Genomic DNA, 16,162 nt, shown 5'->3' with positions numbered 1-16,162 from the left:
GCAAGCGCGGGCGGGATGACGGGGCTCCCGAGGAGTACGGGTCCGGCATCGACTGGAACGAGTTCCACATGCCAACCCGGTACAGACAGTGAATAATGCTAAGAGCACACTTTTTGAGCCTTAACCCCGAAACGGCCTATGCCGACAATGCCGCTTGGGCGCGTTGGATGCCCTACGAAATCTTGCTTTACACCGCGCAGCGCTCATATGACCTTGAAAGCAAGATTGCCGACGCGCTGGACGCGTCCGGCTGCGCATTCGAGAAAGCAATAACACACCTAGACGGCGAACGGCTCATTGAAGCGTCGTTCACCGTCAACGTAACCGAGTAGATAGGAGCCTTGAAAATGGCACGCAATGGTTTTTTCGGCGTTCGCAATTCTCATTTCGCGATCGTCCTTGACGAAGACAAGCTTACCTACGAAAAGCCGGTGCATGTTGCCGGTACCGTTGAAATCGGCATGGAGCCGAGCGTTGAGACGGGCACCAGCCACGCGGACAACGAAGTTTGGTTGGAAGAGCAGCAAGACAACGGCGGCAGCGGCACCATGAGTTTCTACGATACCGAGGGCACCCCGGAACTTCGGCAGCTTATCGCTGATCTGGTGGGCTACGAGATCACGGCAGACGGACGCACCAACCTGAAAGCCAACAAGAAGCCAAAGAAGTTCGCTTTCATGTGCGAGCAGCCCGGACGCGTCACAGGCCGCCGCCGCTGTCTGCTGATGTGCCAGCTTGCCAAGCCGTCGCAGACCATCACCACCAACAGCGACACGCCGGAGATCACGCAGCTTGACTATCCCTTTACGTGGAAGCCCGTTGTTCCCCCCGGCGGCACAGCCGATGACCGCACGAGCGGCTATGACAGCTTCACGGGTCTGCCTGACTATGAAACGTTCTTCGATGCCGTCAAAACTGACGGGCTGCTAGAGCGCAAGGCCGAAGCGGAAGACACCGGCACGCCCGCCGAGAACGGGGGCGAGTAATGGTTATCGACTTCGGCGACGGGATGGAGTTTGAAGCCACCTTCAATGGCTTCACGCCCATTGTGTTTTCGCGCACGTTCAGCGTTGAGAAGCCCAACGGCGCGACGCGCCCCAAGGACATTAACGAAGACGTGGGCATGATCGTTGAAACGATGAAGTCTTGCGGTATGCCGTCGATGACGGCGCTTCTTGAAATCGCCTATGCGTGCATCAAGACCGCGAAGCCGCGTTGGGGGCTTGGCTTTGACAAGTGGGTGAAATCGCTTCCGCCCGCCGCATTCGACCTACAGAAGGGGGACGGTTGGGCGGCTGACGTGATGGGCATTGTCGAGGATAACTTTTTTCCTTCAACGCCCGATGGAGTGGAAGCCGCGCCCGCCGAAGCAGCCAGCGCCGCCACTGCCTAGCAACCTGTCAGACGCGTGCGACGCGCGTTATCTGTACAACTGCCAGCAATGCGGGCTTTCCATCACCGATTTGCAGCAACTTAGCTTCCGGCAGGTCAAAGACCTGTTGGAGATTCACGCGTTCTACGCCGATGCCGTCGCCAACTACGAAGACGACGAAAAGGCACGCAAGGCCGAAGCGGCATTTTGGGGCTAGTGAACGTTTCACGGCACCGCACCCGCGCGGGCGCGGTGTTTGAAGCGCTCATGCACTTTGAGAATTGAAAGAAGGTGAACCGGCATGGCGGTAAGCTACAAAGGGCTTGTTATCAAGTTCGGCGGCGACACTACCGAACTTCAAGGGGCTTTGAAGAAGGTTTCTAGCGAATCCAAGAAGACCCAAGCGGACTTGAAGGAAATCGACAAGTCTTTGAAGTTCAATCCGGGCAATACCGACTTGCTGCAACAGAAGGTCAAGGCGCTAAACAGCGCCTATGGCGAGACGCAACAGAAGTTGGACGCGTACAAACAGGCGCTTGCGCAGCTTGAAGCGAAACAGCAGAGCGGCGCTAGGCTGACCGCCGAAGAGGAACGGCAATACGACAGCCTTAAACGCACTATCTTGCAATGCGAAAACCAGCTTGAATCGTACGGCAAGGAACTTGCCGAAACGTCGCGCGAAGCCGAAGCGTCGAAAACCAAGCTATACAAGTTCGGCCAGACCATCGAAGATAACGCCGACAAGCTGGAAAAGGCGGGCAAGGGCGTTGAGCGCGGCGGGCTTGCTATTTCCGGCGGCATCACGGCGGCGGCAACCGGCCTGACCGCCCTTGCGGAGAGCCAAGAAGAGGCCATAGCCAAGAACAACCAGCTTGAAACCGCTTTCACCAGCGCCGGAAGCACCGTTGAGCAAGCGCAGACCACCTATGCGAACTTCTACCGCATCTTGGGCGACGGCGACACCGCCACCGAAGCGAGCCAGAACCTAATCAGGCTCACGCAAGACGAAGAGGAATTGAAGAAGTGGACTGACATTGCAGCCGGTGCCTATGCCACATTCGGCGACGCGCTGCCGTTGGAGAACTTGGCAGAAACGGCGCAGGAAACCGCGCACACCGGCGCGGTAACCGGCAGTTTCGCCGACGCGCTCAACTGGTCAACGGCTAGCGCCGAGCAGTGGAGCAACGCCCTTTCCGGCAATTCTGCCGCACAAGCAGCTTTCAACAAGGCCATTGCAGAGGGTCAGACCAAGGAAGACGCTTTTAACGAAGCACTGGCGGCGTGCAAGACCGAGCAGGAACGCGCGACCCTTGTAACGGACGCGCTGGCGGGCGTTTACGGGGATGCTGGCAAGGCGTTTCAGGAAACCAACAAAGACTTGTTGGCAAGCCGCGACGCGCAAAACGAACTTGAAACATCCATGCGCGAAATGGGCGAAGCGGCCTTGCCGGTAAAGCAGATGGTAACCGAAATTGGCAGCGAGATTCTAGGCAAGCTGACACCGGCGCTTCAAGCCGCTTCGGATTGGTTCAAATCGCTGTCGCCGGAGCAGCAAGAACTAGTCAAGAACCTTGGGCTAGGCGTGCTGGCGTTCGGCGGGGTTACTACCGCCGTTGGCAAGTTCATGCAGAGCGCCGCGCCCATCGGCGGCGCGATCAAGAGCATTGCGGGCGGCTTCGTTGACCTTGGCGGAAAGGCCGACGGGCTGGGCGGGAAGTTCGGCGGTCTTGGCGGCGGATGGAAGAGCCTAACCGGCCTTATCACCGCTAACCCTATCGGCCTTGGCATCGCAGCGGTAAGCGCGGCGGTGGCCGGTCTTACGTGGTTCTTCACGCAGACCGAGACGGGCAAGCAGATGTGGGCTGACTTCACCGGCTGGATTTCGGAGAAGTGGCAGGGCGTTTGTGACTTCCTTAGCGGTGCCGGTGAGTTCTGGGGCGGCGTTTGGAACGACGTTACAAGCGGCGTTGAGCAGTTCAAAAGCGATGTTGCGAGCAAATGGGAAGGCTTCAAGCAGGACGCAAGCAACGCTTGGGAGAACATCAAAAGCACCGTTTCCGAAAAGGCACAGGGCGCGGCTGATTGGGTTTCCGACAAGTGGAACACCCTACAGACCGCCACGCAAACGTACTTCGGCGGAATTGCTTCCACCGTGCAAAACGACATGAACACGGCAAAGCAGGTGGGCAGCAGCGCGGGCAGCGCCCTGCAAGCCGCCCTTTCCGGCGACTGGTCAACCGCCAAGGCCGAAGCCGCCAACGCCTTTAACGCGATCAAGGACAACATCAGCCAGAAGATGGACAACGCGCAGCAAAACGCCGTGCGCGTCGCCGATGCCATAGGCAACAAGCTGGGCTTTCCGGGCTTGGGCGAGAAGGTAAACGGCGTGTTCAACAGTGTTCGAGACTTCATGAAGAACCCCATTGAAAACGCGTGGAACTTCATAAAGGACATACCGGGCAAGATTATGAGCATCTTCGGCGGCATCAAGATTGAGTTGCCGAAAATCAAGATGCCGCACTTCAACGTTTCTTGGAATGACGTTGGCCCAATCAAGCTGCCTAGCGTGTCCGTTGACTGGTACGCACGCGGCGGCTACTTCGACAAAGCTTCGATCATCGGCGTTGGCGAAGCGGGCGGCGAGTACGTGGCGCCTGAAAAGCAGCTATGGGACTTCATCGAACGCGCGGTTAACAACGCGTTCAACGGCGGACAGCCCGCGCAGCAAATCGCCGTCAGCGTCGAGGTCAACGCGACGGTTGCGGGCAATGCGGACGCGTACCAGACAGGCCAGCAAATCGGCCTTGGGATTGCAAGCAAGCTAAAGCAAAGGGGTGTGAGCGTTGCAACGTAAGATGAAGCGGGCGCAGACCGACCGCGTTATATTCAACGGGCACGACCTAAGCGCCCTTGTAAGCTGCAAGGTCAACCGGCCTATCATGGCACCTGTAAACGCGAACTTCGAGAGCGTTTCAGGCCGCCACGGCGAGTTGTTCAAATCGGCCTACTTCGGGGGCTATGATCTGCCGGTTGACATTTGGCTAAGAAGCGATGACAGGCGGGACGCGGCGGCGGTTCGCCACGCACTGGCGGAACTGCTATGCACCGACGAACCCGCGCCGCTGGTGCTTCCCGATGACCCCACGCGCTACCTTCTGGCAATCGTGAGCGGGTCAACAGACCTTGGCGAGATCACGGACGCTTGCCCAAGCACAACGGTGACGTTCCATGTTGGCGATCCGTTCTATTACGGCAACAAGCGCCGCGTTGAAGTCAAGGCGGGAACGTTCACGGTGAACGCGGGCGGCAACCGCCCCGCGCATCTGGCAATCACCGCTAAGCCGTCTTCAAGCGCGGCTTGGTATATCAGGAACGTTGACACGGGCGAGCAAGTAAAGCTTGCGTCGAGCGTCACAAGCACAAGCACCGTGCGCGTTGACATGGCGCTAGAGCGGGCGACCGTCAACAGCCAAGCCGCCGCCGTCACGCTTGATTCGGATTTCTTCACGATCAATGGCCGCACGACCCTGCAACTAAGCGGCGGCAGCGCGGTGCTGGAATGGCGGGAAAGATGGCTTTAATCAGAAAAGTTGGCTTCACGCGCTTTTCGCGCTGGGGCGTAAACCTTGGGCGGCTGGACGTTACGGCGGCGACGCACACCGAAGCGCTGGACGGCACCGACGAAATCAAGGTGACGTGTTCCGATGACGTGAACAAGGGTGACTATATCGTTTGGGTTGACGCGCAGGGCAAGACCCATGAACACATTGTTGACGATGCGAGCCGAACCCACGGCGAAGACGGAACCTTGCAAACCGAGTTCACGGGCGTTAACTCAATCGCCGAACTTTGGGACGATTGGACGGACGATGTAAGGCCGTCGGGGCAGGTTGCAACGGCGCTTGCCCGCGTGCTTACCGGCACGCGCTGGGCGGTGGGCGCGTGCGACGTGACCGCAAGCGCAAGCGTCGTTCTCTACCACCAGAGCGTCCGCGAATCCATAGCCGATATTTTGGAAGCGTGGGGCGGCGAGTTGGAAACCACCATTACAACCAATGGTTCTTCGGTGGTTTCGCGCCAAGTCGGCGTGCGCAAGCTGCGCGGCAACCAGTCAAGCCCTAAGCGCTTCACGTGGACGAAGGACATTAAGACCATCACGCGCACGGTGGCGGCTGACAACCCGAAAACGCGCGTCTACGGCTACGGCAAGGGCGTTGAGACGGATTCGGGGGCTTACGGCAGACGGCTGACCTTTGAATCAATCAACGGCGGCAAAGCCTACGTCGAGGATGCCGCCGCAACGAAGATTTGGGGGCATCCGAACGCCAGCGGCACCGCTCTGCCAGCTTGCACAAGCTACGTGAACGAGCAGTGCGAGGATGCCGCGCAGCTTCTAAAGGAAACGAAAGCGTACCTTGCAGAGGTCAGCGAACCGAAGGTTAGCTATGAAGCGAGCGTGCTTGACCTGTACGCGTTCGGGAGAAGCTGGGAAGGCGCGGCGGTTGGTGACCGCGTGGCGATAATCGACAAGGGCTTTACCGAAGAGGGCATAAGGCTTACCGGGCGCGTGTCGCAGATCGAACGCGACTTGCTGGGCGGCGACGCTACCGTTACTTTCGGCAACCTCATTAACAGCATGGCCGATATGTGGCAGAGCGTGAGCCAGACCCTAAAGAACAGCAGCCGCGCGGCGGCGACCTATGACGCGGTGGCGGGCACGTCGGTTAGCTGGCTGGTGCAGCTTCAAGACGCGCTTAACGATCAGTTCAATTCAGTTGGAACCTACAAGGTTGAAACCTTTGAACTTGGCAGCTTGTACAGCAACGTGCCCTTGAACCCCGAAACCGGCTTGCCGCTCAAAAGCGTGTCGGGTATGTGGTGCGTGAACATTTCCGGGCGCGGCATCCGCCTTGCTTCGAGCCTTACGAGCAGCGGGCAATGGAACTGGAAGACGTTCATAACGGGCGCGAGCGTGACCGCCGATTGCATCAACGCCGGAACGATGCGAGCCGACCGCATACGCGCGGGGCTGCTGACCGATGACAGGGGGCGCAACACGTGGGATTTGACCAACGGGACGTTGACCACAAATTACATGAAAGCAAACAACATCACCGCAAACGGCCAGTTCTCATGCGGCCTTGCGTCTAACCTGCTGCAACTGATTTCCGGGGAGATTCGGGGAAGCGAAAACGGCGTGCAGATCGGCGTTATTGACTTCTCGGCTCACTTCCGAAACGTGCAGACCGGCGAACTGTACCAAGGCTTGCAGCTTCAAGCACAGCACGGCACGAGGATTTCAAGCCCGCAAATATCGGTGGCGGCGAGCAGCGACATAAGCACGGTTGCGACTATATGCCAGACAGGCACCATTTCACAGCCCATCATTTCCGAACTGCACGACAACGGCAACGGTTGCGTTGGCTGGCATTACGGAACTTTCAAGATTTCGCATATTGACGGGCTATGCACCACATACGGCACGGTTGGAACAGGATAAGGGGGACGATATGGGCGAAACAGTTATCTACATGGCTCACGACCCGTTGAGCAACACCGAAGCGCAAGTGACAGAGTTTGACCCCGCATTGCTCAATGCGGCTGCATCGCAAGGCGTGGTGTTCGTGGCCGTCGATGCCCACGGCAACAGGCGCATTGCGGATGTTTCGGAAGTCAAGCCGCAAAAGGGTACCGAAGGTTCTTTGCAGCTTGTGCAGCCCGTCTATGTTGACGAGCGAATGCAAGCAGTGGTTGACGTGTTCGACGCGCTGCAAACGCTCATGCTTCCCGAAGCGGCGGCGCTCGCGGCGGCAGACGATGACCCACCGGCGCAGGTGCGCGACCCGGTAGAGACGTTCAGCGCGAAGCTTGCCGCCCTGCGCGAGATCACCAAGGCGGGTGAGAGCCGATGAACACGCACACGCTTGAACTAGACCTTAGCAAGGACGGCTTGGGCGCTGGCCTTGTCCGCGTCGGTCAGGGCGACAAGCACGGAACCACCATCAAGGCGCTTATCTACGACGGCGGCGCGGAAGCGGCGCTAACGGGATTCACGGCCTACCTTGAAGTGCTGTTGCCCGACAAGCGCCACTACTACCGCGCCGTTGCCGCCATTTCGGGCAACGCCGCAACGGTGACGGTTGACGAAAACAAGCTTTGCAGCGTGGCCGGTTACACCGACGAAGCCTATTTCGCGTTCGAGAAAGACGGCGTGCGCTACTCAACGGAGCGCTTCGCCGTCGAGATTCTGCGGTGCGTCACCGAGGGGCAGCAGCCCGCGCAGAACTGGGATGACGCTATAGACAACCTCATTTCGCGCGGAAACGCAGCAGTCAGCGCGGCCAACACGGCAGCGGGAGCCGCCAACACAGCGGCAGACGCGGCGAACAAAGCAGCCGCCCGCGTAGAAACGGCAGTGAGCAGCGCCAGCAGCGCGGCGACAGCGGCCAACAACGCCGCTGCGGCAGCGAACAGCGCGGCAAGCGCCGCACGCACGGCGACCACCAGCGCAAACAACGCGGCTAGCGCCGCCACGAGCGCGGCCAGCGCCGCTAACTACGCGGCGGGCGCAGCGAACACGGCAGCGCAACGCGCAAACAACGCAGCCGACCGCGTGGACAGCGCCATAGCCGACGCGGAAAAGGCGACGAAGAGCGCCAACGAAGCGGCATCAAAGGCCGATGCTTCGGCGAGCAAGGCGGACATTGCGGCAGCGGACGCGATTACAGCCGCCGAGGATGCCCGCGACGCGACCAAACGGGCGCTAAGCATAATCGGTTCGGGCGGCGGCGGAAGCGGCACGGGTTCGGGCGGCGGCGCGTCTAGCGAAGAGTTGGAGAAGGTCAAGGCGGACAACGCCGTGCTTGCGCGGGCGCTTGCGGAAGCAACGGACAGCTACATAATCATTGATGAAATCTGTTACGTGCCGAGCAGCCGCGCCGCCACGATCACCGAAGAACTGCTAAGCATCAACGGTGCGTCCTTTGACGGCGATATAGAGACAATCACCCTAGTTTAGGAGAGTGGAAACCATGCCGAATGTACGCGGTTTTGACGTTAACGGCCAAACGTGCCTTAACAAAGACGATTTCGCACGCGAGGTGGCGAGCAACGCCACCGTTCTTGAAGAGTTCGACCGGCAAAAGAGCATCGGGCAGTATCCGGGGCGCTCGCTTGCTGACACGTTCGCAACGGAGATTGCGGCGAATGGCGATATTTACGCGTGGCTTCATTCGCGCGTGCAAGCTGCGGACTTTTCGGGCTTGCGCATCGGCGATTACATGGACGTGCCCGTAGCTGCTGGCTCAAACGTGCCAGCGCAGACGGTGCGTTACCTTCTTGCTGCGGTAGATCCGTATTACCAGTGTTCAGATGCGGCGATGCCGCACCACCTTGCTTTCGTGCCCGCCGCGCCGGTGCTGGTGAGCGGCAGCAAGGCCACCAACACTAGCTATATCATGTGGAACACCACGGCCACCAACAACGGAAACGCCACTGTCAAAGAACCCTATCTTGCCAGCCACCTTCACGGCTGGGAAATCAACGACTATTTGCCAGCCCTTCCGGCAGCGCTTCGCAATGTGCTAATCAACCACCGTTCATTGTGTGAACAGCGCTACGGCTCTTCCGCGCTGACCGAAGCGAGCGGCTGGGGCTGGGCTGACCTTGGTAAAGTGTGGTCATTGTCAGAAATGGAAGTTTACGGGTGCGCCGTGTGGGGTTCAAAGGGCTATTCGGTGGGCATGGACTGCCATTTTCCGCTGTTCGACAGCACGGCAAGCCGCATCATGGGCACGCGCGTTACTTGGTGGCTGCGTTCCGTCATGGGCGGTTCGGCTTCCAGCGTGTGCAATGTCTACGGCGACGGCTATGCCAGCCACTATTCGGCGACGAATGGGAGCGTTCGCCCGCGCCCGTGCTTCCTCATAGGCTGACAAGCCGTTGCATGACGCTATGCCCGCGCCCGCCTTGCGCGGGCGCACTGGAAAGGCAAGCTAATGAGTACCGTATTGGAACGCTACAGGGATTTAAGCAACTTCGAGTATTTCACCACCGCAACGAGGGTGCGCAAGGAGATAACGGCGCTTGTGACTTCGGCGGCAATGCCGAAGTCTTACCGCTTCGTTTTGGCCGTGCCGATGGCAGAGACGGCAAGAAGCCTTGTAAACAACCTTGTGACCGCAAACGCGTTCTACCCCAACACCGAACACAACGTTACCCAACGGCGGCATTACATGACGCTTGCCGTTGCCGACTGCGAACAGCTATTGCAAGACCTGCAATGCCTTATTGATCTTGGCATCATCAAGGTAAGCCGGTGCGTGCGCGTCGCCGAAGATGTGGAAACGGCGGCGAAGCTTATAAAGGGCGCAAGAAAGGGTGTGAAACTCATTGGACAGCGGTAAAATAGCGTCGCGTTGCACCTTGTTTAGCACGTTACTTGGTGGCTGCGTTCCGTCATGGGCGGTTCGGCTTCCAACGTGTGCAATGTCAACAGCAACGGCAATGCCAACAACAATTCGGCGACGAATGGGAGCATTCGCCCGCGCCCGTGATTCCTTTGCACTGCCAGTCATTGCGGACACGTCCGCAATCCGTGCGCAAGAGGAAGGAAGGTGCAACGTTCGGCCATGTGGCCGTAAATATGCACCCCGCAGGTACCGCAGACCGCTGCTTGCATGGCGCAGGTTTCGGCATTCGCTTGCGTTTCATTGCCGGTGCCTAAGCGGCTATTGGATGCCGATTGCAAGCCGTGCGGGGTGCCCATGAAATCCGAAGAGCGGCGGGCGGCAAGGCGTGCCCGCCGCGATGCCAAGCGGGCGGCGAACCGCGCCAAGCGCATTGAATCATGCACGCTTGAAGAGGTGGCCGACATTGACAACCTTTACAGGTGCGCCCGCGACTGCGCCCACGGCGTGGCGTGGAAGTCTGCCGTTCAACGCTACCTTGCAAACATCATTCCGAACGTTCTAAGGACGCACGCCGACTTGATGGCGGGCAAGGACATTCGGCGCGGCTTCGTTGAGTTTGACATATTCGAGCGGGGCAAGCTTCGGCATATCACGTCCGTGCATTACTCTGAACGCGTCGTGCATAAGGCGCTTAATCGCTACGCGCTGGCACCGGCGATCTGGCCGACGCTCGCGCCGGGTTGCACCGCCAACATCAAGGGGCGCGGAACTGACTTTGCCATATCGCGCCTGAAACAGCAGCTTGTACGGCACTATCAGAAGCACGGCGCAGAATGTTACGTGCTGCTTGTCGATTTCTCTAACTTCTTCGGGAACATCGACCACGCGGCCACCAAGCGGCTAATTGACAGGGCGCTAGATGACGAGCGAATCAAGGCGCTTATGTACGCGCAAGTTGATTCCCACGGCACACGTGGCCTTGGGCTTGGCAGCGAGCCGAACCAGATACTAGCCGTGGCACTTCCAAGCCCCGTAGACCATATGTTGCTGCGCACGCCCTGCGTGCTGGCAAGTGGGCGCTACATGGATGACCTTTATTGCATCGCCCTTGACAAGGCAGACTTGCGCGGCGTGCTTGCCGACATTCGGCGCGAGTGCGCGAAGCTGGGCATTGTCGTTAACGAGAAGAAAACCCGCATCGTGAAGCTGACACGCGGTTTCACGTTCCTAAAGAAGAGGTTCAACTATGGCGAGACTGGCAAAGTCATTGTGCGCCCGTGCCGTTCCGCCGTAACGCGGGAGCGGCGCAAGCTGAAAAAGCTTGCAGCGTTCGTGGAGCGCGGCGAGATGACCCGCGATCAGGCGTTGCAAAGCTACCAATCTTGGCGCGGTTCGATGATGCGCCTTGACGCGCGGCGAACCGTCGCGAACATGGATGCGCTGTTTACCCGGCTTTTCGGATAGCAGCACAAACACACCAACAGCAAGCCAAGCCCGCCATTGTGCTGGCTTTCCTATTGTTAGGGGGCAAAACATGGCATTCACAGCCGAAGAGGAAGCCGCATTGCGCGGCATCATCGCAATTTACAAGTCACAAGCGCCGTCATTGTCCGATGACGTGGCAGAGATTGCCCCGGCGCTCTACGACCAGTGGACGGGCGACGGCCACTATTACACCGCCGGTGAGCGCGTGGAGCATGGCGGCACGCTCTATGTGTGCTTGCAGCCGCACACGTCGCAAGCGGACTGGACACCGGCAGCAGCGCCTAGCCTTTGGGCGCGTAACCTTGCCGCAGCCGATAGCCCGGACGCAACGGACGTGCCCGCATGGGAGCAGCCGGACGCAACGAACGGCTACCCAACCGGCGCAGTGGTAACCCACGGCGGCAACAAGTGGCAATCGCTTGTTGACAACAACGTTTGGGAGCCGGGGGCGGATGGCACTGAAACGCTTTGGCAGGTGGTGGACTAATGATTAGCGCCGCCACCGAACAGCTTATAACGTCAATCGTTGGGCTGCTGGCCAGCGGCGTTATAGGCTTCCTTATCGCGCAGGTTAAGAACCTGACCAAGTACCAGCGGGCGCGGCTGATTATCGACAAAGCATCAGCGCGAGAGCATATCAAAACCGCCTATCAAAAGTACGTCATAGACGGCAAGAAAATGAGCATTTCGACCTATGACGAACTGCTAGAGGAATACGAAGCATACAAGCTTCTAGGCGGCAATGGCACTGGTGAACGCTACATGAACGAGATTAAGGCACTAAAGCCTTATCTAATAATCGACTAAGGGGGACATTATGAACGATCTGAAAATCAACTTTCTTGCACGTGCAAAGAACAAGCTGTTTTGGATGACGCTAATCCCTGCACTGTTCCTGCTTGTGCAGATGGTGGCCGCTATTTTCGGCTTCAATTTCGACTTGTCGGAACTGCAAGGCCGTGTGGTTGCCGCCGTTGATGCGCTGTTTGCCGTGCTGGTAATCCTTGGCGTGGTGGTTGACCCAACCACCGAGGGTTTGGGCGACAGCGCACAGGCGATGACCTACACCGAACCCAAGAAAGCCACCCATGGAAGCGAGTAAACGGACGTGGCGCGAGATTCTGGCGTTTGCGTGCGGGGCGCTCATGGCTATAGTTGTCTGCTTCGCGCTCATGGTTGCCTACGCAAGCGACCAGCCGCGCGAAGCATCAGCGCCCGAAATCGTTTTTGCGGTTGATGAACCCGCGTACAAGCCTATACCGGCGGGCACTTATATGCCGCTCTACCTTCAAGATGATGTGCAGTGGTCACATATCGGATACGCGGGCGGCACCATCGGTGACAGCGGGTGCGGGCTTGTCTGCGCCGCAATGGCTATCAAGTACATAACGACACAGGACGTTACGCCGCTTACCGTTGCGGGCGCTGTTGGCACCGCGTGTCTGACTGACGGTGTAAACGACATGGAGAAGTTCGCGCAGTGGATTGCCGCGACCTATGAGCCATACGGCATCACGCACACAGGCAAGATTTACAGTTTGCAATCAGCGCTTGCCAAGGTTGACGCTGGCGCGGTCTGCTTCGCGGGCGTGCGCGGTGCGTTCGGCGATACCGAATACAACAGCCACGTTATAACGATCTGGCGGCACGATGAAAACGGTATGTGGTGGGTTCGCGACCCGGCAAGCCCCGTCAATTCCGCGCGGCCATGGACACTTGAAGAACTTCAAACGGCAAAACTTTTCTATTTCGTATGCTTGGAAGGTGGTTTCTATGGCACTACAGGGCATTGACATTAGCAATTGGCAGAAGGGTATCAACCTTGATGCCCTTGCCATTGATTTTGCGATCTGCAAAGCGACGCAGGGCGCAAGCTACGTTTCGCCGGATTGTGACCGGCAAATGCAACAGGCGATGAAACGCGGGCTTCTGGTTGGCGTTTACCACTACGTTAACGGCGCTGGCGTTGACGCGGAAGCGCAGCACTTCGCCAACAGCATTAAAGGCTACCTTGGCAAAGCGCTTATTGTGCTTGATTGGGAGCAGGGCGACAATGCCGCATGGGGCAACACCGGCTATCTTGATTCGCTGGTTGCGAAGGTAAAGGCGCTCACCGGCGTAACACCTTTGATCTACGCAAGCCAAAGCGTCTTCCCTTGGGACATTGCCAAGAAGCACGGTTGCGGCACGTGGGTTGCGCAATACGCCAACAACAACACGACCGGGCTTCAAAGCAACCCATGGAACGAGGGCGCATATTCATGTGACATTCGCCAATACTCTAGTTGCGGGCGCTTGGACGGATGGGGCGGCAACCTTGACTTAAACAAAGCCTATATGGACGCTGCGAAATGGCAGCAGTTCGCAGCCGTCGGCGGCGCGGCGCAGCCAGCGCCAACGCCGACCGCGCCAGCAACCGGCGTTGAGAACATGGACGCGCTAGACCTTGTGGCCGGGGTGTTCCGCGACGAATACGGCAAGGACGATGACCGGCGCAAGGCGCTTGGCTCACGCTATGACGAGGTGCAAAAGATCGTCAACCACATTTGCAGCGCTTCGGCTGAAACCTTGGCGAAAGAGACGTGGGCGGGCGATTATCGCAACGGTTCAGAGCGAAAAGCGATCTTGGCGCACCGCTATGATGAAGTCATGGCGATTATCAACGGCAACGTTGAAAGCGGCCAGACGTACACCGTCAAATCTGGTGACACGCTTTCAGGCATTGCGGCTAAGTTCGGCACGACCTATCAGAAGATTGCCGCCAAAAACGGCATCACGAACCCGAATATCATCTATCCGGGTCAACGGCTCAAAATCTGACGTTCAAACGGGGCACCCTGATAAGGGGTGCCCCGTTTTCGTGCGTTACAGGGCAAATACGCAAGCCGTCTATCTGGTATTTTGCAGGTTGCCTATGACCGCAAACCAATTGCGGTTAATCTGCAAATAACAGGTTTCAAGGCTTATAACCGTGTTCGCCTTAGTTATACTAGGCTCCACCAAGACTTATCGAGCGCCTACTTCGGTAGGCGCTCGTTTTTGTATACCGCGCAGGGAGTCGGGCCCCGCGAGGGGCGAACAGCCCCCAGGTTCGTTCGCAGCCAAGTGTTTTGGCTGGTGAGGCTCGCTTTTAGGGAAACCTTTCAGGTTGCTTTCAGGTGTGTGTGGGTTTCGTTTTCGGGGTGTGCGGTATTCGTGATTCGCTTTCGCCCCGTCGGCAGGATTGAAATAATAACGCCCTGACCACAGTGGGGAAACTATCTCAGCTGCCTTTTACGGCAGAACACAGGGCCCGGTTGGGAGGGCCGTGCGCTGTGGGATGAGAAAGAGCGCGTCGGCGTGAGCCGCGCGGCAGAGATGCCCGGCATACTGGCTGGGCAGCGAATGAAAGGTTGAGGGATTCATGAAATTCACCTCGTTTATGAAGAGCTCCGCTCTGAAGGGTGCCGGCGCCATGGTGCTGACCGTGGCCCTGGGCGCGGGCCTGGTCGGCTGCGGTGGCGGCATCGGCGGCGGTGCCGTGGCTGCCACGGTGAACGGCCAGGAGATTATGGAGCAGACCGTGACTGACTACGTCGCGCAGTTCCGCACCGATAGCGGCCTGGAGTCCGATGAGGAGTGGGGCAAGTGGATGGTGGCCAACGGCTACACCCCCGAGACCGTGCGTCAGGAAGTCATCGACTACTACATCAACCAGGATCTCTACGATCAGGCTGCCACTGAGTACAATGTGACCGTGGAGCAGGCCGATATCGACGAGGCCCTGAGCCAGACCAAGAGCATGTTCGAGAGCGACGAGGCCTTCAATGAGGCTCTTGAGGCGAGCCAGATGACCGAGGAGGATTACATCAACGAGGTGATCCGCCCGAATCTGCTCCAGACCAAGCTGGCCGATGCCGTGGCTGCCGCTGAGGGCGAGGGCGAGGGCGAGGGAGACGATGCCCTGCTCGCCCAGGCCCAGTCCATGGCCGATCAGCTGAACGGCGCGAAGCGCTCCAGCCACATCCTGCTCACCGCCGAGGGCGACGAGACCGATGAGGCCCTGCTGGCCCGTGCTCAGGAGCTGCTGGACCAGATCAACAATGGCGACATCTCCTTCGAGGATGCCGCTGCCCAGTATTCCCAGGATTCCGGCAGCGCTGCCCAGGGTGGCGACGTGAACTGGGACAAGCTCGGCACCGGTTTCGTGACCGAGTACCAGGAGGCCCTGGACGGTCTTGAGAAGGACCAGATCGTGGCTGCCCCCGTGAAGAGCGAGTACGGCTACCACATCATCAAGTGCACCGATGTCTTCACGGTTCCCGAGGGCGGCATCACCTCCACCGATCAGCTGCCGGCCGAGTTCCTCGACACGCTGAGCTACATGCAGGAGGCCAACACGAGCCAGAACTTCGCTACCTGGTTCGAGGAGTACCGCAACAACGCCCAGATCGAGATCAACCCGATGCCCGAGGGTCTGCCCTACGCCATCGACCTGACCCCCTATGAGGAGCAGGCCGCTGCCGACCAGGCGACTCCCGAGGGCGACGCCGCCGATCCCACCGCCCAGGACCAGACCGACGGGCAGGCTCCGGCCGCCGACGGCGAGGGCGCTGAGGGCGCCGATGCCGCTGCTGCCGACGATCAGGCTGCCGCCGAGGGCGATCAGGGCGACGCGACGGCCGATGGGGCTGCCGAGGGCGCCGATGCGCCCGCCGCTGACGGTCAGGCCGACGCGGCTGGCGAGCAAGATGCCGCCGCTGGCGATCAGGCCGCTGACGCCGGCGCTGCTGACGGGGCCGACCAGGCTCAGTAGCCGCCGCTCATTCACGGTTCCGCTTATATCTTCGGTTCCATTCGGGGGCCCGCTTCGGCGGGCTCCCTTTTTTGTATGGGCAAGAGGGGAAAACTGACT

Annotated in this window: 18 protein-coding genes; all 18 read left to right on the top strand. The window is 59.1% G+C overall.

The features are described from left to right. Positions 1-113 precede the first annotated feature (113 nt). The gene (locus F8D48_RS01375) at positions 114-332 is read left to right on the top strand and encodes a hypothetical protein (RefSeq protein WP_151429652.1); all 219 of its coding nucleotides are present in this window, start codon (positions 114-116) and stop codon (positions 330-332) included. 15 nt (positions 333-347) lie between these two features. Further along, the gene (locus tag F8D48_RS01370; protein ID WP_151429651.1) at positions 348-986 is read left to right on the top strand and encodes a major tail protein; all 639 of its coding nucleotides are present in this window, start codon (positions 348-350) and stop codon (positions 984-986) included. Next, positions 986-1,393: a hypothetical protein gene (locus tag F8D48_RS01365; RefSeq protein ID WP_151429650.1), complete on the top strand. Its 408-nt coding sequence runs from the start codon at positions 986-988 to the stop codon at positions 1,391-1,393. Before F8D48_RS01370 ends, F8D48_RS01365 begins: the two co-directional genes overlap by 1 nt. 280 nt (positions 1,394-1,673) lie before the next feature. After that, entirely contained in the window at positions 1,674-4,226 is a 2,553-nt protein-coding gene (locus tag F8D48_RS01355; protein WP_151429648.1) for a phage tail tape measure protein, read from the top strand. After that, on the top strand, positions 4,216-4,953 hold the full coding sequence (locus F8D48_RS01350; RefSeq protein ID WP_151429647.1) for a distal tail protein Dit: 738 nt from the start codon (positions 4,216-4,218) through the stop codon (positions 4,951-4,953). Before F8D48_RS01355 ends, F8D48_RS01350 begins: the two co-directional genes overlap by 11 nt. Beyond that, positions 4,932-6,872, top strand: coding sequence for a phage tail protein (locus F8D48_RS01345; protein ID WP_151429646.1), 1,941 nt, complete (start codon positions 4,932-4,934; stop codon positions 6,870-6,872). The genes F8D48_RS01350 and F8D48_RS01345 overlap by 22 nt, the downstream gene beginning before the upstream one ends. Before the next feature lie 10 nt (positions 6,873-6,882). Continuing rightward, positions 6,883-7,284, top strand: coding sequence for a hypothetical protein (locus F8D48_RS01340; RefSeq protein ID WP_151429645.1), 402 nt, complete (start codon positions 6,883-6,885; stop codon positions 7,282-7,284). After that, the gene (locus tag F8D48_RS01335; protein ID WP_151429644.1) at positions 7,281-8,390 is read left to right on the top strand and encodes a BppU family phage baseplate upper protein; all 1,110 of its coding nucleotides are present in this window, start codon (positions 7,281-7,283) and stop codon (positions 8,388-8,390) included. The genes F8D48_RS01340 and F8D48_RS01335 overlap by 4 nt, the downstream gene beginning before the upstream one ends. A 13-nt stretch (positions 8,391-8,403) precedes the next feature. Further along, the gene (locus F8D48_RS01330; RefSeq protein ID WP_151429660.1) at positions 8,404-9,306 is read left to right on the top strand and encodes a DUF6273 domain-containing protein; all 903 of its coding nucleotides are present in this window, start codon (positions 8,404-8,406) and stop codon (positions 9,304-9,306) included. Positions 9,307-9,369: 63 nt separating this feature from the next. Then, positions 9,370-9,777, top strand: a complete 408-nt coding sequence (locus F8D48_RS01325; protein ID WP_151429643.1) for a hypothetical protein — start codon at positions 9,370-9,372, stop codon at positions 9,775-9,777. Positions 9,778-9,819: 42 nt separating this feature from the next. Then, positions 9,820-9,927 (top strand): hypothetical protein, encoded by a 108-nt coding sequence (locus tag F8D48_RS12210; protein WP_366143068.1) that lies wholly within the window; start codon positions 9,820-9,822, stop codon positions 9,925-9,927. Between the two features lie 210 nt (positions 9,928-10,137). Continuing rightward, complete coding sequence (locus F8D48_RS01320) at positions 10,138-11,247, top strand: RNA-directed DNA polymerase (protein WP_151429642.1); 1,110 nt, start codon at positions 10,138-10,140, stop codon at positions 11,245-11,247. A 70-nt stretch (positions 11,248-11,317) separates the two neighbouring features. After that, positions 11,318-11,755: a carbohydrate-binding protein gene (locus F8D48_RS01315; RefSeq protein ID WP_151429641.1), complete on the top strand. Its 438-nt coding sequence runs from the start codon at positions 11,318-11,320 to the stop codon at positions 11,753-11,755. After that, positions 11,755-12,075 (top strand): hypothetical protein, encoded by a 321-nt coding sequence (locus F8D48_RS01310; RefSeq protein WP_114538741.1) that lies wholly within the window; start codon positions 11,755-11,757, stop codon positions 12,073-12,075. The genes F8D48_RS01315 and F8D48_RS01310 overlap by 1 nt, the downstream gene beginning before the upstream one ends. A 10-nt stretch (positions 12,076-12,085) precedes the next feature. Continuing rightward, positions 12,086-12,370, top strand: coding sequence for a phage holin (locus F8D48_RS01305; RefSeq protein ID WP_151429640.1), 285 nt, complete (start codon positions 12,086-12,088; stop codon positions 12,368-12,370). Next, positions 12,357-13,061 (top strand): C39 family peptidase, encoded by a 705-nt coding sequence (locus F8D48_RS01300; RefSeq protein WP_151429639.1) that lies wholly within the window; start codon positions 12,357-12,359, stop codon positions 13,059-13,061. The genes F8D48_RS01305 and F8D48_RS01300 overlap by 14 nt, the downstream gene beginning before the upstream one ends. Further along, positions 13,042-14,088 carry a GH25 family lysozyme gene (locus tag F8D48_RS12065; protein WP_151429638.1) on the top strand — a complete coding sequence of 349 codons (1,047 nt, stop codon included), beginning with the start codon at positions 13,042-13,044 and terminating at the stop codon, positions 14,086-14,088. Before F8D48_RS01300 ends, F8D48_RS12065 begins: the two co-directional genes overlap by 20 nt. A gap of 583 nt (positions 14,089-14,671) precedes the next feature. Further along, positions 14,672-16,063, top strand: a complete 1,392-nt coding sequence (locus F8D48_RS01290) for a peptidylprolyl isomerase (protein ID WP_151429637.1) — start codon at positions 14,672-14,674, stop codon at positions 16,061-16,063. Positions 16,064-16,162 lie beyond the last annotated feature (99 nt).

The sequence above is a fragment of the Adlercreutzia muris genome (assembly GCF_008831045.1).
Lineage (GTDB): Bacteria > Actinomycetota > Coriobacteriia > Coriobacteriales > Eggerthellaceae > Adlercreutzia > Adlercreutzia muris.
Note: the sequence above shows the minus strand (reverse complement) of the source record. Positions and strands in the feature narration are given on the sequence as shown.

Bases quoted from the DNA above. Each gene is read 5' to 3' on its own strand.
- F8D48_RS01340 (WP_151429645.1), top strand. From the start codon at position 6,883: ATGGGCGAAACAGTTATCTACATGGCTCACGACCCGTTGAGCAACACC.
- F8D48_RS01300 (WP_151429639.1), top strand. From the start codon at position 12,357: ATGGAAGCGAGTAAACGGACGTGGCGCGAGATTCTGGCGTTTGCGTGC.
- F8D48_RS01345 (WP_151429646.1), top strand. From the start codon at position 4,932: ATGGCGGGAAAGATGGCTTTAATCAGAAAAGTTGGCTTCACGCGCTTT.
- F8D48_RS01330 (WP_151429660.1), top strand. From the start codon at position 8,404: ATGCCGAATGTACGCGGTTTTGACGTTAACGGCCAAACGTGCCTTAAC.
- F8D48_RS01365 (WP_151429650.1), top strand. From the start codon at position 986: ATGGTTATCGACTTCGGCGACGGGATGGAGTTTGAAGCCACCTTCAAT.
- F8D48_RS01355 (WP_151429648.1), top strand. From the start codon at position 1,674: ATGGCGGTAAGCTACAAAGGGCTTGTTATCAAGTTCGGCGGCGACACT.
- F8D48_RS01305 (WP_151429640.1), top strand. From the start codon at position 12,086: ATGAACGATCTGAAAATCAACTTTCTTGCACGTGCAAAGAACAAGCTG.
- F8D48_RS01290 (WP_151429637.1), top strand. From the start codon at position 14,672: ATGAAATTCACCTCGTTTATGAAGAGCTCCGCTCTGAAGGGTGCCGGC.
- F8D48_RS01335 (WP_151429644.1), top strand. From the start codon at position 7,281: ATGAACACGCACACGCTTGAACTAGACCTTAGCAAGGACGGCTTGGGC.
- F8D48_RS01325 (WP_151429643.1), top strand. From the start codon at position 9,370: ATGAGTACCGTATTGGAACGCTACAGGGATTTAAGCAACTTCGAGTAT.
- F8D48_RS12065 (WP_151429638.1), top strand. From the start codon at position 13,042: ATGGCACTACAGGGCATTGACATTAGCAATTGGCAGAAGGGTATCAAC.
- F8D48_RS01315 (WP_151429641.1), top strand. From the start codon at position 11,318: ATGGCATTCACAGCCGAAGAGGAAGCCGCATTGCGCGGCATCATCGCA.
- F8D48_RS01310 (WP_114538741.1), top strand. From the start codon at position 11,755: ATGATTAGCGCCGCCACCGAACAGCTTATAACGTCAATCGTTGGGCTG.
- F8D48_RS01370 (WP_151429651.1), top strand. From the start codon at position 348: ATGGCACGCAATGGTTTTTTCGGCGTTCGCAATTCTCATTTCGCGATC.
- F8D48_RS01320 (WP_151429642.1), top strand. From the start codon at position 10,138: ATGAAATCCGAAGAGCGGCGGGCGGCAAGGCGTGCCCGCCGCGATGCC.